The sequence below is a fragment of the Silvania hatchlandensis genome, from assembly GCF_025564065.1.
GTDB classification, from domain to species: domain Bacteria; phylum Pseudomonadota; class Gammaproteobacteria; order Enterobacterales; family Enterobacteriaceae; genus Enterobacter; species Enterobacter hatchlandensis.
The window spans coordinates 1-23,226 of record NZ_JAMGZK010000039.1 but is presented as its reverse complement, the minus strand read 5'-3'; the positions used below and the strand labels follow the sequence as shown (position 1 = coordinate 23,226).

Here is a 23,226-nt window from a genome sequence, read left to right as displayed (position 1 = left end):
TTCAGCGATCTTTGTAAGCAGGCCGGGCAAACGCAGCGTTGCCCGGCACACAGGCATTAGCGGAAGTTAATGCTACGATCGCTGGTCATATCATACAGCTGGAACTTACGCCCCAGCGGCTGTCCCCCGTCGCGGGTGAGCGGTGTCCAGCCAACCGCGGCCCGGCTGCGGGTCGGGCCTGACGAGAACAGATCCAGCGGAATCGACACGTAAACCCCTTTGGTGAAGTCGCCTTCCCCGTATTCGTCCGGCGAAACATCGGTGATCGTAGCGTAACCGCCCACCACCACGCCGCTGTCGAAGTGTTTCGAGATATCCAGGGTGCCGCCCTTATCCCCCGCCAGATACTGCCCGACGCTGGCTTTTACCAGCACATCCTGGGCGAACGACGGCGTCCAGTAGGCCGTCAGATGGCCGGTCTTCACGCTGTAATCAGTGAACTTCATCATGTCCTGCGCGCTGCGCCAGTCGCGCTGTTTCACATAGTTGGCATCAACGCCGAACGCCCAGTTGCTGTCGACCGGACGGTACAGCACTTCTGCCCCTGCCCCGCCGTACATGGTCTCGAGATAACCGCCGTACACCTGGCCATAGAAATTGTTGCCCAGATACTGGAAGTAGTTGGCCTGCAGGTTGTTCACGTAGACGTCATTCTGCACATATTCACGCACGTGGGTACGCACGCGCGGCAGTTTTGAGTCGCTCGGCGGATTGGTGTAGTTGAATTTGTCGTAGTTGTTGGCGATATTGCCAAACACGCTGCCGGTGGTCAGAAGATGATTCGTCAGCCACAGATCCGCCGTCGCCATCACCCCCAGCTGATACATGTAGAAGTTTTCCGGCCCGCCAACGGACTGGTTCAGCACCGGATCGAGACGGAAATCGAAGCGGGATTTGTCCATATACCAGCCCTGCTCGGTGGTGTCTGGCACCACCGGCTCGCGGCGCTGCTGCACCAGTTCGGTTTCGTGGCCCAGCGGTTCGCCTTCCAGATGACGTTTCAGACTCGACACATCCGTTTCAGTGGTCACCTGCGGCATATTCAGCCGGTTTTCCGTCACCCGGATCGTGCGGATCCCTTCCGGCAGATCGTTCATCACGATCCGGTTTGCACGCTCGATCCCTTCCCGGGAGTCACGGTATTTCACCTGCTCGCCGGTGACGTACAGCGTATCGTCTTTGACCTGCATTTTCGGATCCGCCAGCCCGGCGTTGTATTTCAGCAGCGTCAGCTGATTGGCCACCACCGAATGCTGGAGGATCGCATCCTGCGGCTGCGGCTGATACTTCGGCCTTGCGTTGTCGTTGTATGACGGTCGCAGATCGTTAAAGTTGGTGCGCAGCGTGAAGCCGAACATCAGGGTGTTGCCGCGCTCGTAGCTCAGGTTAACGTCGGCCCAGTCGGTGACGCGATAAATGGCGCCGACGTTAAACTTGCTCTTTTGATCGAGCTTACCGGCAAAGTCCTGCTGGTAGTTGTTGCCTTCGTACTCCAGCTTCAGGCGCAGCGGCTGCCACGGCGTCTGATACTCAACCCCGCCGAACAGCGAGGCCGGGCCGTGGAACAGCTGGCTGCTGTCGAGCGAGCCCGCCTGCTTGTAACTGTTGTCGCGGTAGCAGTATTTATCGCTGTAGGTGCAGAGCGGATTTTTGATGTTGCCGCTGGTGCCGAGATAGCCCCAGCCCATCCCCAGCGAAAAGTCGAACGGTCCCCAGGCTTTGTTGGCGACAATGTACTCCGCATCGAACAGACCGGTACCGCCGATGTCCCGCGCACCCACCGAGACCTGTGGCATCCAGTAGCTCTCCTCCCACAGGCGCAGCTTCACGTCGAAGGCTTTGTCTTTGTAGGTCTGATCGCCAGAAAAGGCCTCGACGCTGCTGTACTCCCGGGTGCGCACATCGGTGTAGCGCAGGGTGGTCTCCAGCCACGGGAACAGCTGCACAGAGGCAGAGTAGTAGCGGTACTGGTCGTTATCACGGTAGTTAAGACTCAGCTCGCCTTCGCGCGCCATACGCGCGGTCGGGGTTTGCAGCAGGCCCACGCCGCCAAAATCCGACTGGGATGGCCCGATGGGTGCCGGATAGGTTTCTGCATGACAGCCGGCACTGACGCACAGCGCCAGCAGGCTGTAGAGAGAGGTATTTTTCATTAATCCGGTATCCGCTGCGTCAGGGAGCGAATCATGTCGGCGTTCAGGCCGTCGTATCGCTTCGTCCAGAGATGATCGGCCACGCCGACAAAAATGGTGCTGCCGGGCATGGGTTCCACGTGGCGTTTGTTCCAGTAGCCCACCGGCACCTGCTGCGTGCGCCCGTCCGGGTAAATAATCCAGGCGTAGCTGGGCTCTGCGCCGCTGAGCAGATGCTGATCGTCGAGGTAGCTCGCCACGTCACGCCCTGGGGTAAAGGGCTTTTTGCCCGGACTGCTGACCAGCCCCATCACCGTCACGGTGCTGGGCTTGGCTACAATCCACAGCGTATAGTCGCCTTCCAGCGGCGGGTTGCCGCCCTCTGCCACGCGCACCGCATCGGGATCAAGGTTCACCTGCTGGCGTCCTGTCACCTTCAGTGCCTGCAGCTGCTGACGTAAGGTATTTATCGCAGCAGCCTCGTCACCCGACTCTTGCCCGGCGATGCCCGTTAAGCGCGCCAGCAATGCGTGGTGCTGTTGCTCTGCCAGAACCGTTGCCTGTCGCTCGCTGATTACCGCCCCCGGCCACCAGCTGTTGGCCAGCCGGGGCTGCCCGACCAGATCGATAAGATGGGCCGCTTGAGATAAGGTTTTTGCTTCGTTTTGCCCCGGCAGGTAGACCTGTACTGTGCCCGCCGACCACGCCAGGGGCGCCATCAGCATGCACAGTGCTGCGGCGCTGGCTCTTATTTTCATGATTTCGCCGCCTTGATCAGGGTGGTTTTTACCGGGAAGAAGTCTGCGCCCAGGTACTGTAACGACTGGCGGATCTGCCCGTCGTCATCCACCCAGAAGCGGTTGCGCCATGTCGCCTGGTCAGTGCTGACGGTTTCTTCCAGCACCCGTACGCGGGTTTCATCGCTGCCGACTTTGACGCTGTCCGTGCCGTCCCAGTGGAATACCGAGCGCGCGGTGGCGTAGCGTACCTGCTTGTGCTCCGTCCAGCCCAGGGTGCGCGTCCAGCTGGCACCCTCGACAATCTGATTGGGTTTGATGAGCGGGTCTGCGGCCAGGTTATTTACCTCCAGCAGGTTGTCGCCGCCGAGCAGCGTCTTCACGAGGCGGCCATGCTGGGTCACCAGCGTCGCCTGATCCTGCGTCACCCATTTCTGCTGTCCGTTTTCAGCAAACGCCAGCACCACAAACAGCTGCGGCCCGCCGTTCAGCTGCATGTACTGGCTGGCATAAGGCATGCTCTGAATGTCATCGTCGGTCAGATGCACGCCCGGCGTGCCGAACAGACTGTTCCAGAGGGTATTGCCCAGGCCCTGGGTAGTGGCCGAGCACGCCTGTAAAAGCAGGCAAAAAAGGATGATGGCGGGTCGCTTCACGACGCTTCTCCGAAGGGGCGGAATAACCACACCGAAGTGTGGTTAGAGTTAGTACACCCGAATTACTGGGTGCTGGTTGTCGTGGTGGTTGTGGTCCCGGTATTGGAACCATCACCGCCACCGGTTGCCGCCAGAGCGACCCCCACGGCCGAACTTACGGTGCTGGCGCTGGTTGCGGTCGAGATCCCCGCAGACGCAGACGTCGCTGCCGAGCCTGCTGCTTCCCCGACCTGAACCGGAGCCGCATACACAGACGTCGCCGCAAGCGCAGTTAGTGCAAAAATGCCATACAGTACTTTTTTCATCTCAATTTCCCTTCATTGAATGAATGGAGAATTGCCCGAAAGAATATTCAGGCGGAAATGAGTATACACAACTCAGGCAGTGGGTTTGCCGTGACGGGAAATAAGCGGAGGGTTTTCAGATAATTGGATAGCAGATAAATAGCGCACGCTATTTATTTATAAAAAGCGTTATAAATCAATTTATTGAAAATTTATGAATATGCGTATTATCCTAAAATAAACCCCGGAAATTATTAGGTCATTTTGTATTTTAAGATAAACCTCATAATAGAATTATGCGCGGGATAACGGACAACAGGAATTATCCGATAAAAAAATGCCGGCATATCGCCGGCATTTTTCAGTATCACGGAATTATGCACGCCAGGCTTTATAACGGTTAATCAGGCCGTTGGTCGAGCTGTCGTGGCTGTTGATATCCTGGCTATCGCCCAGCTCTGGCAGAATGCGGTTAGCCAGCTGTTTGCCCAGCTCAACGCCCCACTGGTCGAAGGTGAAGATGTTCAGGATTGCGCCCTGGGTAAAGATTTTGTGCTCATACAGGGCAATCAGCGCACCCAGGCTGTACGGGGTGATTTCGCGCAGCAGGATGGAGTTGGTCGGGCGGTTGCCTTCAAACACTTTGAACGGCACAACGTGATCCAGCGTGGCCGGATCTTTACCCTGATCGCGATACTCCTGCTCAACCACATCACGCGCTTTACCGAACGCCAGCGCTTCAGTCTGAGCGAAGAAGTTCGACAGCAGCTTCGGATGGTGGTCAGACAGCGGGTTGTGGCTGATAGCCGGAGCGATGAAATCGCACGGTACCATTTTGGTGCCCTGGTGGATCAGCTGGTAGAACGCATGCTGGCCGTTGGTACCAGGTTCGCCCCAGATAATTGGGCCAGTCTGGTAATCCACGGCATTGCCGTTACGGTCAACGTACTTACCGTTGGATTCCATGTTGCCCTGCTGGAAGTAGGCCGCGAAACGGTGCATGTACTGGTCGTACGGCAGGATCGCTTCGGTTTCTGCGCCAAAGAAGTTGTTGTACCAGATGCCGATCAGTGCCAGCAGTACCGGCAGGTTTTTCTCAGCCGGGGTGGCAGCGAAGTGGTTGTCCATCGCGTGCGCGCCGGAGAGCAGCTCAACAAAGTTGTCGTAGCCCACGGAGAGGATGATCGACAGACCGATAGCGGACCACAGGGAGTAGCGACCGCCTACCCAGTCCCAGAATTCAAACATATTGGCGGTGTCGATACCGAACTCACCTACCGCTTTGGCGTTGGTGGAGAGCGCCGCAAAGTGTTTTGCCACGTGCTGCTCATCACCCGCCGTGCTCAGGAACCAGTCACGCGCGCTGTGGGCGTTGGTCATGGTTTCCTGGGTGGTGAAGGTTTTGGACGCCACCAGGAACAGGGTCGTTTCTGGATCGACATTTTTCAGCACTTCGGCGATGTGGGTGCCATCGACGTTAGAGACAAAGTGCATATTGAGATGCGTTTTATACGGACGCAGCGCTTCGGTCACCATGAATGGGCCGAGGTCGGAGCCACCGATACCGATGTTGACCACGTCGGTGATCGCTTTGCCGGTGTAGCCTTTCCAGCTGCCGGAGATGATCGCTTCGGAGAAGGTCTTCATCTTCTCCAGCACCGCGTTGACTTCCGGCATCACATCTTTGCCATCAACGATAATCGGCGTATTGCTACGGTTGCGCAGCGCGACATGCAGCACAGCGCGGTCTTCGGTGCGGTTGATCTTCTCACCGGAGAACATCGATTTGATGGCACCGCTCAGATCGGTCTCTTTCGCCAGATCCTGCAGTAATGCCAGCGTCTCTGCGGTGATGCGGTTTTTGGAGAAATCCACCAGCATCTGATCGTCGAAGGTCGCGGAGAAGGTGTTAAAACGATCGGCGTCTTTCGCGAACAGTTCCGCGATCGTGACGTCTTTCATTTCGTCGAAGTGTTGTTGTAATGCCTGCCAGGCTGAAGTCTGCGTTGGATTGATATTTTTCATAGCAATACTCTTCTGAATTGAGAATTGTGACCTCGGTCGATTGTAGCCTCTGGCGCTAAAAATTGTGATGGTTTTTATGCCATTGCCCTGGCCTGCATCAAGCACGCTGCAAAAGCCCCAAAAGTATAGCTGTTATAAGTCCTGTTACTCATCTGGTAGGCAGCATGAAAAATCCGCATAATCCCGGCGTTGACAGGATCCTCTGCACATTTTATTTATACACACGGTATTTGCGCCTGCACCGGTAAAACTTGTTTGTCCTCGTGCCATGGTCGCTTTTTTCCTTCCCTGACATGAGGTTGTTATGACGAGTTTTGTTGTCGCCAAATTTGGCGGTACCAGCGTGGCAGATTTCGATGCCATGAACCGCAGCGCCGACGTGGTGCTGGCCGATCCAAATACCCGCCTGGTGGTATTGTCTGCTTCGGCTGGCGTAACCAACCTGTTGGTGGCACTTGCCGAGGGGCTGGAAGCCAGCGAGCGCCAGGTTAGACTCGAGGCGCTGCACAAAATTCAGTTCGACATTCTCGATCGTCTGCGCAACCCGAGCGTCATCAGCGAAGAGATTGAGCGCCTGCTGGAAAATATCATCACCCTGGCGGAAGCGGCCTCGCTGGCGACCTCCACGGCCCTGACCGATGAGCTGGTCAGCCACGGTGAACTGATGTCGACCCTGCTGTTTGTTGAAGTGCTGCGCGAGCGTAACGTTCAGTCGCAGTGGTTTGACGTGCGTAAAGTGCTGCGCACCAGCGATCGCTTTGGTCGCGCCGAGCCGGATATCGCCGCCCTTGCCGAGCTGTCCGCTCAGCAACTGGCGCCGCGTCTGGCAGAAGGCATTGTCATCACCCAGGGCTTTATCGGTAGTGAAGCCAAGGGTCGCACCACCACGCTGGGCCGTGGCGGTAGCGATTACACCGCGGCACTACTGGGCGAAGCCCTGCACGCTTCCCGGGTGGATATCTGGACCGACGTGCCGGGCATCTACACCACCGACCCGCGCGTGGTCCCGACGGCAAAACGTATTGACGTGATCGCTTTTGAAGAAGCGGCCGAGATGGCGACATTTGGCGCGAAAGTGCTGCATCCGGCTACCCTGCTGCCTGCTGTGCGCAGTGATATTCCGGTCTTCGTTGGTTCCAGTAAGGATCCTAAAGCGGGTGGCACCCGGGTGTGCAACACCACCGAAAACCCGCCGCTGTTCCGCGCTATCGCCCTGCGTCGTAAGCAGACCCTGGTAACCCTGCACAGCCTGAGCATGCTGCACTCCCGCGGCTTCCTGGCAGAAGTGTTTAGCATCCTGGCGCGCCACAATATCTCGGTGGATCTGGTCACCACTTCTGAAGTGAACCTTGCCCTGACGCTGGATACCACGGGCTCAACGTCCACCGGCGATACGCTGCTGACACAATCCCTGCTGATGGAACTCTCTGCTCTGTGCCGCGTCGAGGTGGAAGAAGATCTCGCCCTGGTCGCCATCATCGGCAACGAGCTTTCTCGCGCCAGCGGCGTGGGCAAAGAGGTCTTTGGCGTGCTGGATCCGTTTAACATCCGCATGATTTGCTACGGCGCATCCAGCTACAACCTGTGCTTCCTGGTGCCGGGCCACGAAGCCGAGCAGGTCGTGCAGAAACTTCATCATAATTTGTTTGAATAAAATTAATTAGCACGATAAACAATACCTATAAGCCGGGCTCGAACCCGGCTTTTTTATAACTAAATTTCACAACACAATTGCAAGGAATCCATATGTTATCCGTCCTCACCCGGCTGTTCCCGTTATGGGCACTGCTGCTCTCTGTACTCGCGTATTACACGCCAACCACCTTCACCGCCATTGGCCCGTGGGTCAGCACGCTGCTGATGCTGATCATGTTCGGGATGGGCGTGCACCTGAAAATTGACGACTTTAAACGCGTGCTGTCGCGCCCGGCTCCGGTCGCGGCAGGGATATTTTTGCATTATCTGGTGATGCCGCTGGCAGCATGGTTACTGGCGATGGCGTTTAAGATGCCGCCGGATCTCTCCGCCGGGATGGTGCTGGTGGGCAGCGTAGCCAGTGGTACGGCCTCCAACGTGATGATCTATCTGGCGAAAGGCGATGTGGCCCTGTCGGTGACCATCTCCTCGGTCTCGACGCTGGTGGGGGTAATTGCCACCCCGCTGCTGACCCGCCTGTACGTGGATGCGCATATCCAGGTGGATGTGATGGGCATGCTGCTGAGCATTCTGCAGATCGTGGTGATCCCAATTGCGCTGGGGCTGGTTATCCATCACCTGTTCCCGCGGCTGGTAAAAGCCGTAGAGCCGTATTTGCCAGCATTTTCGATGGTCTGCATTCTGGCTATCATCAGCGCCGTCGTGGCCGGTTCAGCGGCCCATATCGCCTCGGTCGGCTTTGTGGTGATTATCGCCGTGGTGCTGCATAACACCATCGGCCTGCTGGGCGGATACTGGGGTGGGAAGCTGTTCGGCTTTGACGAATCTACCTGCCGCACGCTGGCCATTGAAGTGGGAATGCAAAACTCGGGTCTTGCCGCGGCGCTGGGCAAAATGTACTTCTCACCGCTGGCCGCCCTGCCGGGTGCGTTGTTCTCGGTCTGGCATAACTTGTCCGGCTCGCTGCTGGCCGGTTACTGGTCGGGCAAACCGCTGGACGGGCAACAGAAAAAAGATACGGTGAAACAGAGTTAATTTGTGGTACTTGCTTTACACTGGAGCCTCCCTATCAGGAGGCTTTTTCAATGGCTATACCACGATTGACTCAGAAAGAGATGACCGAAGCGGAGCAGCGCGAACTCAAGACCCTGCTCGACCGCGCACGCATCGCCCATGGCCGACTGCTGACCAATGCCGAAACCAATCACGTCAAAAAAGAGTACATCGATAAACTGATGGCGCAGCGTGAAGATGAAGCGAAGAAAGCCCGCAAACTCAAAAAAGCGCAGGCTTACAAAGTGGATAAAGAGGCAACATTTTCCTGGTCTGCCAATACCTCACCTCGTGGAAGGCGCTAATTAGCGCCCTTTCTTTTTGCGCCCTGGCTGAACAAAGCGTTTACCCGCAGGCTTTGGTCGGCCTTTGTCTTCTGAAGGCGGGGCTTTAACCACCGGCCGTTTGATTGCCTGCGCCTGTGCTTTCGGTTTCGCTTTGGTTTTCGGCTTCGCTTCCGAGGAGGAGTCCTCGATAAGCTTGAACAGCTCAATCAGCTCATCGCCGCTCAGGTCACGCCACTCGCCCAGCGGGATCCCCGACAGGCTGACGTTCATGATCCGCGTCCGCTCCAGCTTCGTCACGTCATACCCAAAGTGTTCACACATGCGGCGGATCTGACGGTTTAAGCCCTGCACCAGAGTAATGCGGAAGGCAAACGGCGCTTCTTTCTTCACCTTGCACTTTTTCGTCACCGTCCCGAGGATCGGCACGCCCGCGCCCATTCCACGAATAAAATCGTCCGTCACCGGCTTGTTCACCGTGACGATATACTCTTTCTCGTGGTCGTTACCGGCACGCAGGATCTTATTGACCAGATCGCCGTGGTTGGTAAGGAAAATCAGCCCCTGGGAGTCTTTATCCAGCCGGCCAATCGGGAAGATGCGGCTGCTGTGGTTAACGAAATCGACAATGTTGTCGCGCTCGCCATCTTCCGTGGTACTGACAATGCCAACCGGTTTATTCAACGCAATAAACACCAGGTCTTCGTCGTCCCGGGGCTCAATCAGTTGACCATTCACTTTGACCACGTCGCCCGCGACAACCTGATCGCCGATGGTGGCGCGTTTACCATTGATAAACACGTTGCCCTGCTCGATGTAACGGTCAGCCTCACGGCGCGAGCAGATCCCGCTCTCGCTAATGTATTTGTTTAATCGGGTGGATTGAGTTGGCAGCATAATTTCTCCTGTAGAGGCGAAATATACCTTAGGTTTGGGCTGGTAAAAAGATCAGCCCACGGTCACTGAGACGGGTTTCCCAAGTTTGCTTAACATCATGACCAGAGTATCGAGAGTGAATTTGCTGGTTTTGAGATTCACGACATCTGATACGCGTGGGCGCGAGACATTGAGTTTGTCAGCAACCTCTGCCTGGCGGAGGTTATGCTCGGTAATCCACGAGGAAATTTCCTGCATAAGTTGCCGCTTGATCAATATGAGTTGCTCAACCTCTTTCTGTGCATCCTCTTGCAGGCGTTTTGCTTCACTCTCTTCAAATCCAAGTTCGGCAAAGACATTTGCATCAGCAACAGTGATATGGCGGATTTTACCGTCAACGGCGTGGCTCATTTTCATCTCCTTTGTTCTTCCAGCACGCTCTGAAAACGCGCTTTCGCAATACGTTTGTCATGACCCGATGTGCGTTGCGTTTTTTTCACAAAACAGTGCAGGACGTAAACGGCCTGTTCAAAACGGGCAAGATAAATAACCCGGTACGCCCCTGAATGGCTGCGCAGTCTGACTTCTTCGACCCCGCTGCCAATCTCTGATAGTGGCTTCCGGTCTGCAGCTTCCTACCCACGCGATGGGTCGTAGTGCTGGTCTTTCTGACAGCATAACACATCCCTGTATAAAATTTTATACACTCACCTTTTGTCACAACGTTAAATCAAGTGATGGGTTTGATCACGCCTCGCCTTTCATTCCTGCGAGGCGCTTTCCAGCTTAATACTCATCCCGCTCGTCGTCGGCATCCGGTTGCTCCATCACGCTGTAAGCCACCGAGCAGAACAGGGAGTTCAGACGCTTCATATCGCCGAGCAGCCCCAGGTGCAGGGAGCTGGTCTCAATGCTTTGCACGTTCTGTTGATGCAGACGATCAACGTGGGCGTGGGAATAGCGGCGGATGAGGATGCGGAAGCGATGCTTGTTGCGGCGCAGGCGGCGGGCGCTGGGCAGGTCGCTGGAGAAGAACACCGACATTGCCAGCTTCAGGTTGGTGAGCAGCTGATCGTGCAGCGCATCCAACTCTTTGACGCCTTCAAGGGAAAATGCCCGACGCGCGGCCAGAGATTTATCGCCGATTTCACTGCCCATTCGCTCGACGATGTCGGACGCCTGCTCGAGGTTGAGCGACATCTCGATAATCTCCGCCCAGCGGCGGGACTCCTCTTCCGCCAGCTCGTCTTTCGGCATTCGCGCCAGATAGAGTTTGATGGCGGTATAGAGCACGTTAATGTCGTCGGCGGTCTTACGCAGCTCTTTCTCCTCGCGCGGTTCGCCGTGCATCACCCTTTTCAGCCCCTCCAGCATTTGCTCCATCGCATCGCCCATCCGCAGCGTTTCGCGGGCGGCATTCGCCAGCGCCAGCGCCGGGGTATCCAGGGCCGAGGTGTCCAGATGCTTAGGTTTCAGGCGCGCATCCAGCTCCGGTTCATCACGGATCACCCGTTTACAGAATCTCGCCATCGGTTCGGCAAAGGGCACCATCGCCACGCAGCGCACCAGGTTGTAGAAGACGTGGAAATAGATCACCAGCTCCGATGTCGGCAGCGGCAGGTTGTCCATCACATTTGCCAGCGGATTCACAAACGGCAGAATGACAAGGCTACCCACCAGCTTAAACAGCAGGCTGCCAAGCGCCACGCGGCGGGCAGCGGCGTTGGCGGCGCTGTTGTTGAGTACGGCCAGCAGCCCGGACCCGAGGTTGGCACCAATCACCAGACACAGAGCGACCGGGAACGAGATGATGCCTGCAGTGGTCAGGGTGGCGGTTAACAGCACCGCCGCCAGGCTGGAGTAGCTGATCACCGCAAACACCGCGCCAATCAGCGCATCCAGCAGGATATCACCGGTCAGCGAAGCAAAAATGACCTGCACGCCGCTTGCCTGAGTGATGGGAGTGACGGCCTGAACAATCAGCTCCAGCGCCAGCAGAATCAGCCCAAGGCCGATACTCACGCGGCCAAGCTGCCCGGCGCGGGTCTGTTTGCGGCTCAGGAAGAAGATCACCCCGACGAAGATCAGCAGCGGCGACAGCCACGAGAGGTCGAAGGTTAAGACCCGCGCCATCAGCGCGGTTCCCACATCCGCCCCGAGGACAATCACCAGCGCCGGGGCCAGAGCCACCAGATCCTGGGCCACAAACGAGGTGACCAGCATGGTGGTGGCGTTGCTGCTTTGCACCAGCGCCGTGACGCCGATGCCGGAACAGAACGCGAGCGGTTTTTTCTCAACGCTGCGGCTGAGCACGGTACGTAAGCGGGCGCCAAAGACGCGCATCACGCCGGTGCGGACAATATGCGTGCCCCAGACCAGCAACGCCACGGCAGAAAGCAGATGAAGCAGAGTCAGCATGAAGGGTGATCCTCCTTATTGTTATTGGGTCTCCTGCGGCTCGTTGCGCGCGGTGTTACCGGATGGCGTCTGCACCTTTTCCGGTCTGCGCGGAACCTTCTTCCAGTATAAGGGGTGAAACGTAAGAAAGAGACAGGGCACCCTCGAGGTGCCCTGTTTGTTGTAAGGAAAAGTGACCTTAGTCGGCGTCGTAGCCGAGATTCGGCGCCAGCCAGCGCTCAACCTCCGCCACACTCATGCCTTTACGCAGGGCATAATCTTCCACCTGGTCACGCTGGATCTGCGCCACAGCGTAGTATTTGCTGTCAGGATGGCTGAAATACCAGCCGGAAACGGAGGCCCCCGGCCACATGGCGAAGGACTCGGTAAGTTTCATCCCGGTATGGGTTTCGACATCCAGAAGCTGCCAGATGGTGCCTTTTTCGGTATGTTCCGGACAGGCCGGATAGCCCGGAGCCGGACGGATCCCCTGGTAATTCTCGCGGATCAGCTCCTCGTTGCTGAGGTTTTCATTCGCCGCGTAGCCCCAGTGCACTTTGCGCACCCGCTCGTGCAGGTATTCAGCAAATGCTTCAGCCAGACGGTCGGCAATCGCTTTAACCATGATTTTGTTGTAATCATCATGCTGGGCTTCAAAGGCGTCCGCCAGCGCGTCCTCTTCCAGCCCGCCGGTGACGGCAAACGCGCCGAGGTAGTCCGCTTTGCCGCTCAGCTTCGGCGCGACAAAATCGGCAAGGCAGTAGTTGGCGAAGCCGACTTTCTCGGTTTGCTGACGCAGATGATGGCTGACGGCCAGGACGTGAGTGCGGGTCTCATCGCGATAGATTTCGATATCATCCCCGATGCGGTTCGCCGGGAACAGCCCGACCACACCGCGCGGATTGAGGGTTTTCTCAGCACTGAGCTGGTCGAGCAGGTCGTTGGCGTCTTTGAACAGGCGCTGGGCTTCTTCACCTACCACTTCATCTTCAAGGATGCGTGGATATTTCCCGGCCAGCGACCAGGTCATAAAGAACGGCGTCCAGTCGATGTAGTTACGCAGCGTTTCGATGCTGGCGGTAACCTCCTGCACGCCCAGACGGTGGGCAACCGGCGGCGTATAGCTCGACCAGTCAAAGGCCAGATCGTTATCGCGCGCCGCAGCCAGCGTGACCGGCGGGGTGCGTGGTTTTTTGCGCGCATGCTGAATACGCACCGTTTCGTACTCTTTGCGGGTGCGGGCGACAAAATCGTCGCGCTGGGTATCCGACAGCAGCGCCGAGACCACGCCAACCGTGCGCGAGGCGTTCTGTACGTACACCGTCGGCCCGCTGTAGTTCTGTTCGATCTTCACCGCCGTGTGCGCTTTCGAGGTGGTCGCGCCGCCAATCAGCAGCGGCAGGGTAAAGCCCTGGCGCTCCATCTCTTTCGCCACGTTAACCATCTCATCCAGCGATGGGGTGATCAGCCCGGAGAGGCCAATCAGGTCAGCATTAACTTCGCGCGCGGTTTTGAGGATTTTATCCGCCGGGACCATCACGCCAAGATCGATAATTTCGTAGTTATTACACTGCAGCACCACGCCGACGATGTTCTTGCCGATATCGTGTACGTCGCCCTTCACGGTGGCGATCACCATTTTGCCGTTACTGGAGCCTTTTTCTTTACTGGCATCGATATAGGGTTCGAGATAAGCCACCGCCTGTTTCATCACGCGGGCAGATTTGACCACCTGCGGCAGGAACATTTTGCCCTCGCCGAACAGATCCCCGACCACGTTCATGCCGTCCATCAGCGGGCCCTCGATCACCTCAATGGGGCGAGTCGCCTGCTGACGCGCTTCTTCGGTGTCCAGCTCGATAAACTCGGTGATACCTTTCACCAGCGAATACTCGAGACGCTTTTTCACATCCCACGAACGCCATTCGGCCTGTTGGATATTGGCGCTTTCATCGGCTTTGCTGCCGCGATACTTTTCTGCCAGATCCAGCATGCGCTCGGTGGCATCGTCGCGACGGTTAAGGATCACATCCTCAACGCCGTCGCGCAGCTCCGCAGACAGATCGTCATAAATCGCCAGCTGTCCGGCGTTGACGATCCCCATATCCATCCCGTTACGGATGGCGTAGTAGAGGAACACTGCGTGAATCGCTTCACGCACCGGGTCGTTGCCGCGGAACGAGAACGAGACGTTGGACACGCCGCCGGAGATCAGCGCGTGGGGCAACTCACGTTTGATGTCTTCACAGGCGCCGATAAAGTCCTGGGCATAGTTGTTGTGCTCTTCAATGCCCGTCGCCACCGCGAAGATGTTCGGGTCGAAAATAATGTCTTCCGGCGGGAAGCCAACCTCTTCGGTCAAAATTTTGTACGCACGACGGCAAATCTCAATTTTGCGCTCGCGGGTATCGGCCTGACCCACTTCATCAAACGCCATCACCACCACGGCGGCACCGTAGCGGCGCACCAGCTTCGCATGATGAATAAAGGGCTCAATTCCCTCTTTCATCGAGATGGAGTTGACGATGCCTTTACCCTGAATGCACTTCAGCCCTTTTTCGATGACCTCCCATTTCGAGGAGTCGATCATGATTGGCACGCGGGCAATGTCCGGCTCACCGGCGATCAGGTTGAGGAAACGTACCATCGCCGCTTCGGCGTCAAGCATCCCCTCATCCATGTTGATATCGATAATCTGCGCGCCGCTTTCTACCTGCTGGCGGGCCACGTCCAGCGCTTCGTTGTATTTTTCTTCTTTGATCAGGCGCTTGAACTTAGCGGAACCGGTGACGTTGGTACGTTCGCCGACGTTCACAAACAGGCTCTCAGCGCCAATGTTCAGCGGCTCCAGACCGGCCAGACGGCAGGCGACCGGCAGCTCAGGCAGCTTACGCGGCGGCAGACCCGCTACCGCGTTGCTCATAGCGGCGATGTGTTCCGGCGTGGTGCCGCAGCAGCCGCCGACAATGTTCAGGAAACCGGATTCAGCCCACTCGCGAATTTGTGCCGCCATCGTATTGGGGTCGAGATCGTATTCACCAAAGGCGTTCGGCAGGCCGGCGTTCGGGTGCGCGGTGACGTAACAGTCCGCGATGCGCGACAGTTCCTGCACATACTGGCGCAGTTCATCTGGCCCCAGGGCACAGTTCAGCCCGAAGGTGAGCGCGTCAGCATGGCGCAGGGAGTTATAGAACGCTTCGGTGGTCTGCCCGGAAAGGGTACGCCCCGAAGCATCGGTAATGGTGCCGGAAATCATGATCGGCAGGTCGACGCCCAGCGCCTCGAACTCCTCTTTCACCGCATAGATTGCGGCTTTGGCGTTGAGGGTGTCGAAGACCGTTTCAATCATGATCAGATCGGAACCGCCTTCCACCAGCGCTTTGGTCGATTCGCGGTATGCGGCGACCAGCTGGTCAAAGGTGACGTTACGGAATGCCGGATCGTTAACGTCCGGTGAGATAGAGGCGGTACGGTTGGTGGGACCAAGCACACCGGCGACATAGCGCGGTTTTTCCGGGGTACGGGCCGTCCACTCATCGGCGCAGGCGCGCGCCAGTTTTGCCGCCTCGTAGTTGATCTCCGCCGACAGGGACTCCATCTGGTAATCCGCCATGGCGATGGTTGTCGAGTTAAAGGTGTTGGTCTCAACGATATCCGCGCCCGCCTCGAAGTAGGCGTAATGAATGGCAGCGATGACCTCTGGCTTACTGAGCACCAGCAGGTCGTTGTTGCCTTTCAGATCGCAGGGCCAGTCGGCGAAGCGGTCGCCGCGAAAGTCGTCTTCACTCAGACGATAGCTCTGGATCATGGTGCCCATACCGCCATCCAGCACCAGAATGCGTTCATTTAACTGCGCACGCAGTTGATCTACTTTGCTACTCACACTTGCTCCCGACGACGCTCAACCAGGCCAAAAGGCCAGCAGACCATACTGGCATAATCTTTGATAAGGGAGAAGTCACACCGCGGTAACATGAGACATGTTCACTATTACTCCTCCGATCAGTGAGGATAACGGTTGCAAAACAGCCAAATAAAACGAAAATGATTTCCACGATACAGAAAAAGGAGCTTGCTATGGTTGCCACCGTTCCCGCTAAACGCGGCAGAAAACCCGCCGCCGCCACAACCCAACCGGGCGGGCAAGTCCAGTCCCTGACGCGCGGATTAAAATTGCTGGAATGGATTGCCGAATCGCACAGCAGCGTGGCGCTGACGGAGCTGGCTCAGCAGGCCGGTTTGCCGAACTCCACGACCCATCGCTTATTGACCACCATGCAGCAGCTGGGCTTTGTGCGCCAGGTGGGCGAGCTGGGCCACTGGTCGGTAGGCGCGCATGCCTTTATCGTCGGCAGCAGTTTCCTGCAAAGCCGCAACCTGCTTGCCATCGTGCACCCTATTCTGCGCACGCTGATGGAAGACTCCGGTGAGACGGTGAATCTGGCGGTGCTCGACCAGAGCGATCACCAGGCGATTATTATCGACCAGGTACAGTGTACTCAGCTGATGCGCATGTCGGCACCCATTGGCGGTAAGCTGCCGATGCACGCCTCCGGTGCGGGTAAGGCATTTTTAGCGCAGCTCAGCGAAGAGCAGGTCACGGGCCTGCTGCACCGCAAAGGGCTGCACGCGTATACCCATGCGACGCTGGTCTCGCCGGTGCATCTGAAAGAGGATTTGGCCCTGACGCGTAAACGCGGCTACTCCTTTGATGACGAAGAGCACGCTCTCGGCCTGCGCTGCCTGGCGGCCTGTATTTATGACGAGCACCGTGAGCCGTTTGCGGCGATCTCCATTTCTGGCCCGATCTCGCGCATTACCGACGATCGGGTGACGGAGCTGGGTGCGCTGGTGATCAAGGCGGCGAAGGAAGTGACTCTGGCGTACGGCGGGATGCGTTAAACCGCATACCGCACGCTAAACCGCTGCTTACGGCGGTAGGCGTATACATCCTCCACATGCCCGTTCTGGATGCGCGTTTGCAGACTGCGCCAGTAGTCGGCGCGGAACAGATCGGCATGCATCTCTTCAAACAGCGGCCTGATGCGCGGGTCGGCGCAGAGCCAGTGGCGAAACTCCTCCGGGAACACATCCCCCGGCGAGATGCTGTACCACGGCTCGCTGGCCAATTCATCCTCCGGGTAGCGCGCCGGCGGAATATCACGGAAATTCACTTCCGTCATATAGCAAATTTCATCGTAATCGTAGAACACCACCCGTCCGTGGCGGGTCACGCCAAAGTTTTTGAACAGCATGTCGCCCGGAAAGATATTGGCCGCTGCCAGCTGGCGGATCGCATTCCCATACTCTTCAACAGCATCGTGTAAAACCTGCCCCTCAGACTGCTCCAGCCAGATATTGAGCGGCACCATCCGGCGTTCGATATAGAGATGACTGATGGCAATTTTATCGCCCAGATCGGTGATTTTTTGTGGCGCGTCCTGGAGCAGCAGCGCCATCAGCGCCGGGGCAATCTGACGCTTATCCAGCACAAAATTCTCAAACTCCTGGGTATCCGCCATCCGTCCAACGCGGTCGTGCTCCTTCACCAGCTGATAGCAGGCGCGCACGTGGGCGGCAGACATCTCTTTTTGCGGGGCAAACTTATCCTTAATCACCTTAAAGACCCGGTCAAAACCCGGCAGCGTAAACACCAGCATCACCATGCCGCGAATGCCTGGCGCTTCGATAAATTGCTCATCGGCATGCGCGATGTAGTGCAGATATTCCCGATAGCTCTCGGTTTTAGCGTGTTTTTGACACCCTATCGCCATATACAACTCGGCGGTGGTTTTGCCCGGCAGGATCTCGCGCAGCCACTCAACCAGTGCGCCCGGCAGCGGGGCGTAAACCATGAAATAGGAACGGGCGAAGCCGAATACAATGCTGGCTTCCGGGCTGGTTGTCAGGCAGGTATCGACAACCAGTTCCCCTTCATCGCTGCGGTGAATCGGCAGTAAAAACGGCACGGTGGCATCAGGCGTAATCAGCTTCCCGACCAGCCAGGCCGCTTTATTGCGATAGAACAATTCGTTCGCGACCTGCAGATGGCTGTTTTGCAGATTTTCTGTGCCCATCGTCTCAGTCAGATGGGCAATGATGTACTCCACATCACGCGAGCGGTCTTGCCACGGCAGGCGCAGCGGCAGGTCGGATAAGACTTTGGTCAGTAGTGCATCCCAGCCCTGATCGGGGAAAAATGCTTTCGCCAGCGGACGTGGCAGGCTGCGAAAACGCTGCCCCGGCTGAGAGCTAAAGATAAACAGCCGCTCCGGTGACAGGGCGCGGTGGTCAAATAGCCGACAGTAGACGGAGTTGAAAAAGCTTTCCGCAATCTCATAGCGTGGATAATCCGGCAGCAAATGCGTGTAATGCGCCTTAACGCGCAGCAGGAAAGCGGCATCGGTGCTGGCGCTGCCGGTAATGCAGCGCAGTTGTTCCACCACCAGGCCCACGTGATGATCGTAAAGATGAATACGCTGCTTCATGGCCTGCTGCACGGCGTGCCAGTCAGCCTGTTCAAAACGATGCTGCGCACCGGCAGTCACTTCAAGAAAACGACCATACTGGGCGTCGAAACCTTGCAGGATGGTTTGTGCAATCAATAACTCCAGGCCACGCGACATAGATTCCCCTCATCCCATCCGCGGGTGAACCCGGTAAGCGCAGCGCCACCGGGCGTTTCTGTTATCAGAACTGTGCTTCTTCGGTCGATCCCGTCAGTGCCGTAACGGACGAGGCACCGCCCTGAATGATCGTCGTGACTCTGTCGAAGTAGCCCGTTCCCACTTCCTGCTGGTGTGAGGCAAAGGTGTAGCCTCGCTGGCTGGCAGCGAATTCCGGCTGCTGCACTTTCTCGACATAGTGCTTCATACCTTCGCCCTGGGCGTAGGCGTGTGCCAGGTCGAACATGTTGAACCACATGCTGTGAATGCCCGCCAGCGTGATGAACTGGTATTTGTAGCCCATGTTCGACAGCTCTTGCTGGAAGCTGGCGATGGTTTTATCGTCGAGCTTTTTCTGCCAGTTAAAGGATGGCGAGCAGTTATAGGCCAGCAGTTTGCCGGGGAATTTCGCGTGGATGGCGTCGGCAAAGCGTTTCGCCAGCGCCAGGTCCGGGGTGGAAGTTTCACACCACACCAGGTCGGCATACGGCGCATAGGCCAGACCACGGCTGATCGCCTGTTCAATGCCCGCATGGGTGCGATAGAACCCTTCGCTGGTGCGCTCGCCGGTAATAAACTGGCTGTCGTACGGATCGCAATCAGAGGTGATCAGGTCCGCCGCATCGGCGTCAGTACGCGCAATCACCAGCGTCGGGACGCCCATCACGTCAGCAGCCAGACGTGCGGCAACCAGTTTCTGGATCGCTTCCTGGGTTGGTACCAGCACTTTGCCGCCCATGTGCCCACATTTCTTCACCGACGCCAGCTGATCTTCAAAGTGAACCGCTGCGGCCCCGGCTTCAATCATCGATTTCATCAGTTCAAAGGCATTCAGCACGCCGCCAAAGCCCGCCTCTGCATCAGCCACAATCGGCAGGAAGTAATCCACAAAGCGCGGATCGTTCGGTTCGATGCCGGACGCCCACTGGATCTGATCCGCACGGCGGAAGGTGTTGTTGATCCGCTCCACCACGGCCGGAACGGAGTTCGCCGGATAGAGAGACTGGTCCGGATACATGCTGGAGGCGAGGTTGGCGTCTGCCGCGACCTGCCAGCCGGACAGATAAACCGCTTCAATCCCCGCTTTCGCCTGCTGCAACGCCTGACCGCCGGTCAACGCACCGAGGCTGTTGATGTAGCCTTTTTTCGATTCGCCGTGCAGCAGACGCCACATTTTCGCGGCACCAAGCTGCGCCAGCGTGCATTCCGGGTTGACCGAACCGCGCAGTTTCACCACTTCCTCTGCGCTGTACGGGCGGTTGATGCCTTCCCAGCGCGGTTGAGTCCACTCGTTTTGTAATGCTTCGATTTGTTGGGTACGGGTTTTCATGTGCAGATGCTCCATATTGTTATGTGGTGGGTTCAGGCCAGCAGGCGGTAGCCGGGCAGCGTCAGGAAGTCGATTAATTCATCTGAGGTGGTGATTTGTTCCATCAGGCGCGCGGCGGCGTCAAAGCGTCCACTGCTGAAGCGGTGCTCGCCCAGCTCTTCCTGAATGGCCAGCATCTCTTCCGACAACATCTGGCGGAACAGGGCTTTGGTCACCGGTTTCCCGTTGCTGAGCGTTTTCTGATGGTGGATCCACTGCCAGATAGAGGTGCGTGAAATCTCAGCGGTAGCCGCATCCTCCATCAGCCCGTAAATTGGCACACAGCCGTTGCCGGAGATCCACGCCTCGATGTATTGCACCGCCACGCGAATATTGGCGCGCATCCCCGCTTCAGTGCGCTCACCCTGGCAGGGCTCAAGCAGTTGCGCGGCGGTGATCGGGGCATCGTCCTCACGGGTCACATGCAGCTGGTTTTTGTTATCACCCAGTACGCGGTTGAACACGTCCATTGCCGTATCCGCCAGCCCAGGGTGTGCAACCCAGGTGCCGTCGTGGCCGTTGCAGGCCTCCAGCTCTTTGTCGGCCTTCACTTTGTTCAGCACCTGGCTATTACGTTCGCTATCTTTGCTGGGAATGAACGCCGCCATTCCACCCATCGCAAAAGCGCCGCGCTTATGGCAGGTTTTGATCAGCAAACGCGAATAGGCGTTGAGGAAGGATTTGTCCATGGTGACCACCTGGCGGTCCGGCAGGACGCGGTCCGGATGATTCTTCAGGGTTTTGATATAGCTGAAAATGTAATCCCAGCGGCCACAGTTCAGGCCAACGATATGATCGCGCAGGGCGTGCAGGATCTCATTCATCTGGAAAACGGCTGGCAGCGTTTCAATCAGCAGCGTGGCTTTGATCGTCCCGCGCGGCAGATCAAAACGATCTTCGGTGTAGCTGAACACCTCGCTCCACCAGGCCGCTTCCTGCCACGACTGGGTTTTTGGCAGATAGAAATAGGGGCCGCTGCCTTTTGCCAGCAGGCTTTTATGGTTATGGAAGAAATAGAGCGCAAAGTCGAACAGGCTGCCAGGGATCGCTTCACCCTGCCAGGTTACGTGTTTTTCCGGTAAATGCAGGCCACGCACGCGACAGACCAGCACCGCTGGGTTGGGCTTAAGCTGATAAATTTTGCCTGCTTCATTGGTGTGGCTGATAGTGCCATTGACCGCATCGCGCAGGTTGATCTGGCCTTCGATCACTTTGGTCCAGTCAGGTGCCAGCGAGTCTTCGAAATCCGCCATAAAGACCTTTACGTTGGCATTCAGGGCGTTAATCACCATCTTACGCTCAACCGGACCTGTGATTTCAACCCGGCGGTCCTGCAGGTCTTGCGGAATGCCACGGATCGTCCACTCACCATCACGAATGGAAGCGGTTTCCGAAATAAAATCAGGCAGCTTTCCGCTATCAATGTCTTGCTGCTGCTGGATACGTGTCGCCAGTAACTTATTACGTTTTGGCGTGAAGCGGGTCACCAGCTCGGTAAGAAACTCAACGGCATCGGGCGTCAGGACCTGTTTTTCCTGCTCATTATGCGGTTGGGTAAAGGTCAATTCATCGATAATGGTTGCCTGTTGATTCATTGCACTGCTCCTCGTCGTTGATCCGAATTCGTTTCCGCACGCGCACGAAAAATTGTCGTGTAATTTTCGTTCAGCAGAATTAAGACTATCTCGCTCTTGAATTAAATCAAAAACTATTTCCATTTTTAAATGCAAATGCAATTAACACATTGAATTTAATGTAATTAAAAATAATAAAATCTACGGGGTGTATTTCGGAAATAAAAAAGGCACCCGAAGGTGCCTTTTTTGGAGAGCTGAAACGCTACAGGATGCGGATCGTCAGAGGATTAATCCAGCGTCGGATTCATATGGCGCAGATCGTACGGTGTGATCTGGTAGACGTAGTAGTTGAGCCAGTTGGTAAACAGCAGGTTGCCATGGCTACGCCAGGTGGCACGCGGTTTGTTCTGCGGATCGTTTTGCGGGAAATAGTTAAAGGGTACATCCGGGTTTAAACCGGCTTCTGCATCACGGAAAAACTCACTCGCCAGCGTATCAGGATCATATTCCGGATGGCCGGTGACAAAGGCAATTCGCTTATCTTTACTGGCGAACAGGTAGGCATCACCCTCTTCCGTCTCTGCCAGGATCTCCAGATCGGTGTAATCACGAATCAATCCTGTCGGAAAATCAGCATAGCGGGAGTGTGGCGCGAGGAAAGAGTCATCAAACCCGCGCGTCAGCAGTGAATGAGGGTGAAGAATGTGGTGCTCATAGACACCAGACAGTTTTTCACTGCGGGTTTGCTTCGGAATACCGTACAGAATATTGAGCGCGGCCTGCACCGCCCAACAGACGAACAGCGTGGAGGTGACGTGATCTTTCGCCCACTCGAGAACCTGTTTGATCTGTGGCCAGTAGGCAACATCGTTAAATTCAACCAGACCCAGCGGTGCACCCGTCACAATCAACCCATCGAAGTTTTCCTCACGGATGTCTTCGAAGTTGCAGTAAAAGTTGTTGAGATGCTCCGAGGGGGTATTGCGGGATTCCCGCGCATCAATACGCAGGAGCTGGATATCAACCTGCAGCGGGGAGTTAGAGAGCAGACGTAAAAACTGGTTTTCCGTCTCGATCTTTTTCGGCATCAGGTTAAGGATAAGCACCTTCAGGGGACGAATTTCCTGACCTGTAGCGCGCGATGCCTTCATCACAAAGACATTTTCATCACGCAAGAAATTGACGGCTGGTAGCTCATCCTGCACCCGAATCGGCATAACCTTAGATCCTCACAGCATACGTATAAACGTTTAGACATCCAGATAGCTGACAATAACCAGGAATCGAGCAAATGTCGAGTCTGTAGGTTAAAGGTGAGAAAGTTTCACGAAACAGGGGAATTGTAGGACAGGTGGCGCCGTGTGATCGGGATTTTCCATGCAAAAACGAAAACGCAAAAAGCCCTGTACGTCAGTACAGGGCTTCTTACTTGTTTGATGCCTGGCAGTTCCCTACTCTCGCATGGGGAGACCCCACACTACCATCGGCGCTACGGCGTTTCACTTCTGAGTTCGG

General features: G+C 56.6%; 18 protein-coding genes and 1 rRNA gene. 4 read left to right on the top strand and 15 right to left on the bottom strand.

Annotation, left to right across the window (positions count from 1 at the left end):
* Positions 1–56: 56 nt before the first annotated feature.
* From M8014_RS04105 to pgi, 5 genes are all read right to left on the bottom strand, one after another.
* Complete coding sequence (locus M8014_RS04105) at positions 57–2,153, bottom strand: YjbH domain-containing protein (protein WP_271281272.1); 2,097 nt, start codon at positions 2,151–2,153, stop codon at positions 57–59.
* Positions 2,153–2,890 carry a capsule biosynthesis GfcC family protein gene (locus M8014_RS04100; protein ID WP_271281271.1) on the bottom strand — a complete coding sequence of 246 codons (738 nt, stop codon included), beginning with the start codon at positions 2,888–2,890 and terminating at the stop codon, positions 2,153–2,155. The genes M8014_RS04105 and M8014_RS04100 overlap by 1 nt, the downstream gene beginning before the upstream one ends.
* Positions 2,887–3,525, bottom strand: a complete 639-nt coding sequence (locus tag M8014_RS04095; RefSeq protein ID WP_271281270.1) for a YjbF family lipoprotein — start codon at positions 3,523–3,525, stop codon at positions 2,887–2,889. Before M8014_RS04095 ends, M8014_RS04100 begins: the two co-directional genes overlap by 4 nt.
* A gap of 62 nt (positions 3,526–3,587) precedes the next feature.
* The gene (yjbE, locus tag M8014_RS04090; protein ID WP_271266308.1) at positions 3,588–3,830 is read right to left on the bottom strand and encodes an exopolysaccharide production protein YjbE; all 243 of its coding nucleotides are present in this window, start codon (positions 3,828–3,830) and stop codon (positions 3,588–3,590) included.
* Between the two features lie 354 nt (positions 3,831–4,184).
* Positions 4,185–5,834: a glucose-6-phosphate isomerase gene (gene pgi, locus M8014_RS04085; RefSeq protein WP_271281269.1), complete on the bottom strand. Its 1,650-nt coding sequence runs from the start codon at positions 5,832–5,834 to the stop codon at positions 4,185–4,187.
* A 304-nt stretch (positions 5,835–6,138) separates the two neighbouring features.
* On the opposite strand from pgi, the gene lysC reads away from it, so the two are divergent.
* The 3 genes from lysC to M8014_RS04070 all read left to right on the top strand — a co-directional run bounded on the left by lysC (position 6,139) and on the right by M8014_RS04070 (position 8,848).
* The gene (lysC, locus tag M8014_RS04080) at positions 6,139–7,488 is read left to right on the top strand and encodes a lysine-sensitive aspartokinase 3 (protein WP_271281268.1); all 1,350 of its coding nucleotides are present in this window, start codon (positions 6,139–6,141) and stop codon (positions 7,486–7,488) included.
* A gap of 92 nt (positions 7,489–7,580) precedes the next feature.
* Positions 7,581–8,525, top strand: a complete 945-nt coding sequence (gene panS / locus M8014_RS04075; protein WP_271281267.1) for a ketopantoate/pantoate/pantothenate transporter PanS — start codon at positions 7,581–7,583, stop codon at positions 8,523–8,525.
* A gap of 50 nt (positions 8,526–8,575) precedes the next feature.
* Entirely contained in the window at positions 8,576–8,848 is a 273-nt protein-coding gene (locus M8014_RS04070; RefSeq protein ID WP_271281266.1) for a YjbD family protein, read from the top strand.
* On the opposite strand, the gene rluF is transcribed toward M8014_RS04070, so the two are convergent.
* From rluF to metH, 5 genes are all read right to left on the bottom strand, one after another.
* Positions 8,849–9,724: a 23S rRNA pseudouridine(2604) synthase RluF gene (rluF, locus tag M8014_RS04065; RefSeq protein WP_271281265.1), complete on the bottom strand. Its 876-nt coding sequence runs from the start codon at positions 9,722–9,724 to the stop codon at positions 8,849–8,851. It abuts the gene before it with no gap.
* A gap of 51 nt (positions 9,725–9,775) precedes the next feature.
* The gene (locus tag M8014_RS04060) at positions 9,776–10,114 is read right to left on the bottom strand and encodes a helix-turn-helix domain-containing protein (RefSeq protein ID WP_271281264.1); all 339 of its coding nucleotides are present in this window, start codon (positions 10,112–10,114) and stop codon (positions 9,776–9,778) included.
* Between the two features lie 2 nt (positions 10,115–10,116).
* Positions 10,117–10,281, bottom strand: coding sequence for a type II toxin-antitoxin system RelE/ParE family toxin (locus M8014_RS04055; RefSeq protein ID WP_271281359.1), 165 nt, complete (start codon positions 10,279–10,281; stop codon positions 10,117–10,119).
* 208 nt (positions 10,282–10,489) lie between these two features.
* The gene (locus M8014_RS04050) at positions 10,490–12,121 is read right to left on the bottom strand and encodes a Na/Pi cotransporter family protein (RefSeq protein WP_271281263.1); all 1,632 of its coding nucleotides are present in this window, start codon (positions 12,119–12,121) and stop codon (positions 10,490–10,492) included.
* Between the two features lie 178 nt (positions 12,122–12,299).
* A complete protein-coding gene (gene metH, locus M8014_RS04045) occupies positions 12,300–15,983 on the bottom strand; it encodes a methionine synthase (RefSeq protein WP_271281262.1) in 3,684 nt (1,227 codons plus the stop codon).
* Positions 15,984–16,177: 194 nt separating this feature from the next.
* On the opposite strand from metH, the gene iclR reads away from it, so the two are divergent.
* Positions 16,178–17,002 (top strand): glyoxylate bypass operon transcriptional repressor IclR, encoded by an 825-nt coding sequence (iclR, locus tag M8014_RS04040; RefSeq protein ID WP_271281261.1) that lies wholly within the window; start codon positions 16,178–16,180, stop codon positions 17,000–17,002.
* On the opposite strand, the gene aceK is transcribed toward iclR, so the two are convergent.
* From aceK to rrf, 5 genes are all read right to left on the bottom strand, one after another.
* Positions 16,999–18,726, bottom strand: a complete 1,728-nt coding sequence (gene aceK, locus M8014_RS04035; protein WP_271281260.1) for a bifunctional isocitrate dehydrogenase kinase/phosphatase — start codon at positions 18,724–18,726, stop codon at positions 16,999–17,001. The two genes, iclR and aceK, sit on opposite strands and share 4 nt — an antisense overlap.
* A 64-nt stretch (positions 18,727–18,790) precedes the next feature.
* Positions 18,791–20,095 carry an isocitrate lyase gene (aceA, locus tag M8014_RS04030; protein WP_271281259.1) on the bottom strand — a complete coding sequence of 435 codons (1,305 nt, stop codon included), beginning with the start codon at positions 20,093–20,095 and terminating at the stop codon, positions 18,791–18,793.
* A 32-nt stretch (positions 20,096–20,127) separates the two neighbouring features.
* Positions 20,128–21,729, bottom strand: coding sequence for a malate synthase A (gene aceB, locus M8014_RS04025; protein WP_271281258.1), 1,602 nt, complete (start codon positions 21,727–21,729; stop codon positions 20,128–20,130).
* A gap of 269 nt (positions 21,730–21,998) precedes the next feature.
* Positions 21,999–22,928, bottom strand: a complete 930-nt coding sequence (gene metA / locus M8014_RS04020; RefSeq protein ID WP_271281257.1) for a homoserine O-acetyltransferase MetA — start codon at positions 22,926–22,928, stop codon at positions 21,999–22,001.
* 221 nt (positions 22,929–23,149) lie between these two features.
* A 5S ribosomal RNA gene (gene rrf / locus M8014_RS22940) occupies positions 23,150–23,226 on the bottom strand; the annotation flags it as partial.

Coding starts and splice junctions, on each gene's coding strand:
- rluF (WP_271281265.1), bottom strand. CDS start 9,724: ATGCTGCCAACTCAATCCACCCGATTAAACAAATACATTAGCGAGAGC.
- lysC (WP_271281268.1), top strand. CDS start 6,139: ATGACGAGTTTTGTTGTCGCCAAATTTGGCGGTACCAGCGTGGCAGAT.
- M8014_RS04105 (WP_271281272.1), bottom strand. CDS start 2,153: ATGAAAAATACCTCTCTCTACAGCCTGCTGGCGCTGTGCGTCAGTGCC.
- aceK (WP_271281260.1), bottom strand. CDS start 18,726: ATGTCGCGTGGCCTGGAGTTATTGATTGCACAAACCATCCTGCAAGGT.
- panS (WP_271281267.1), top strand. CDS start 7,581: ATGTTATCCGTCCTCACCCGGCTGTTCCCGTTATGGGCACTGCTGCTC.
- aceA (WP_271281259.1), bottom strand. CDS start 20,095: ATGAAAACCCGTACCCAACAAATCGAAGCATTACAAAACGAGTGGACT.
- aceB (WP_271281258.1), bottom strand. CDS start 21,729: ATGAATCAACAGGCAACCATTATCGATGAATTGACCTTTACCCAACCG.
- yjbE (WP_271266308.1), bottom strand. CDS start 3,830: ATGAAAAAAGTACTGTATGGCATTTTTGCACTAACTGCGCTTGCGGCG.
- metA (WP_271281257.1), bottom strand. CDS start 22,928: ATGCCGATTCGGGTGCAGGATGAGCTACCAGCCGTCAATTTCTTGCGT.
- M8014_RS04070 (WP_271281266.1), top strand. CDS start 8,576: ATGGCTATACCACGATTGACTCAGAAAGAGATGACCGAAGCGGAGCAG.
- M8014_RS04050 (WP_271281263.1), bottom strand. CDS start 12,121: ATGCTGACTCTGCTTCATCTGCTTTCTGCCGTGGCGTTGCTGGTCTGG.
- iclR (WP_271281261.1), top strand. CDS start 16,178: ATGGTTGCCACCGTTCCCGCTAAACGCGGCAGAAAACCCGCCGCCGCC.
- M8014_RS04060 (WP_271281264.1), bottom strand. CDS start 10,114: ATGAGCCACGCCGTTGACGGTAAAATCCGCCATATCACTGTTGCTGAT.
- pgi (WP_271281269.1), bottom strand. CDS start 5,834: ATGAAAAATATCAATCCAACGCAGACTTCAGCCTGGCAGGCATTACAA.
- M8014_RS04100 (WP_271281271.1), bottom strand. CDS start 2,890: ATGAAAATAAGAGCCAGCGCCGCAGCACTGTGCATGCTGATGGCGCCC.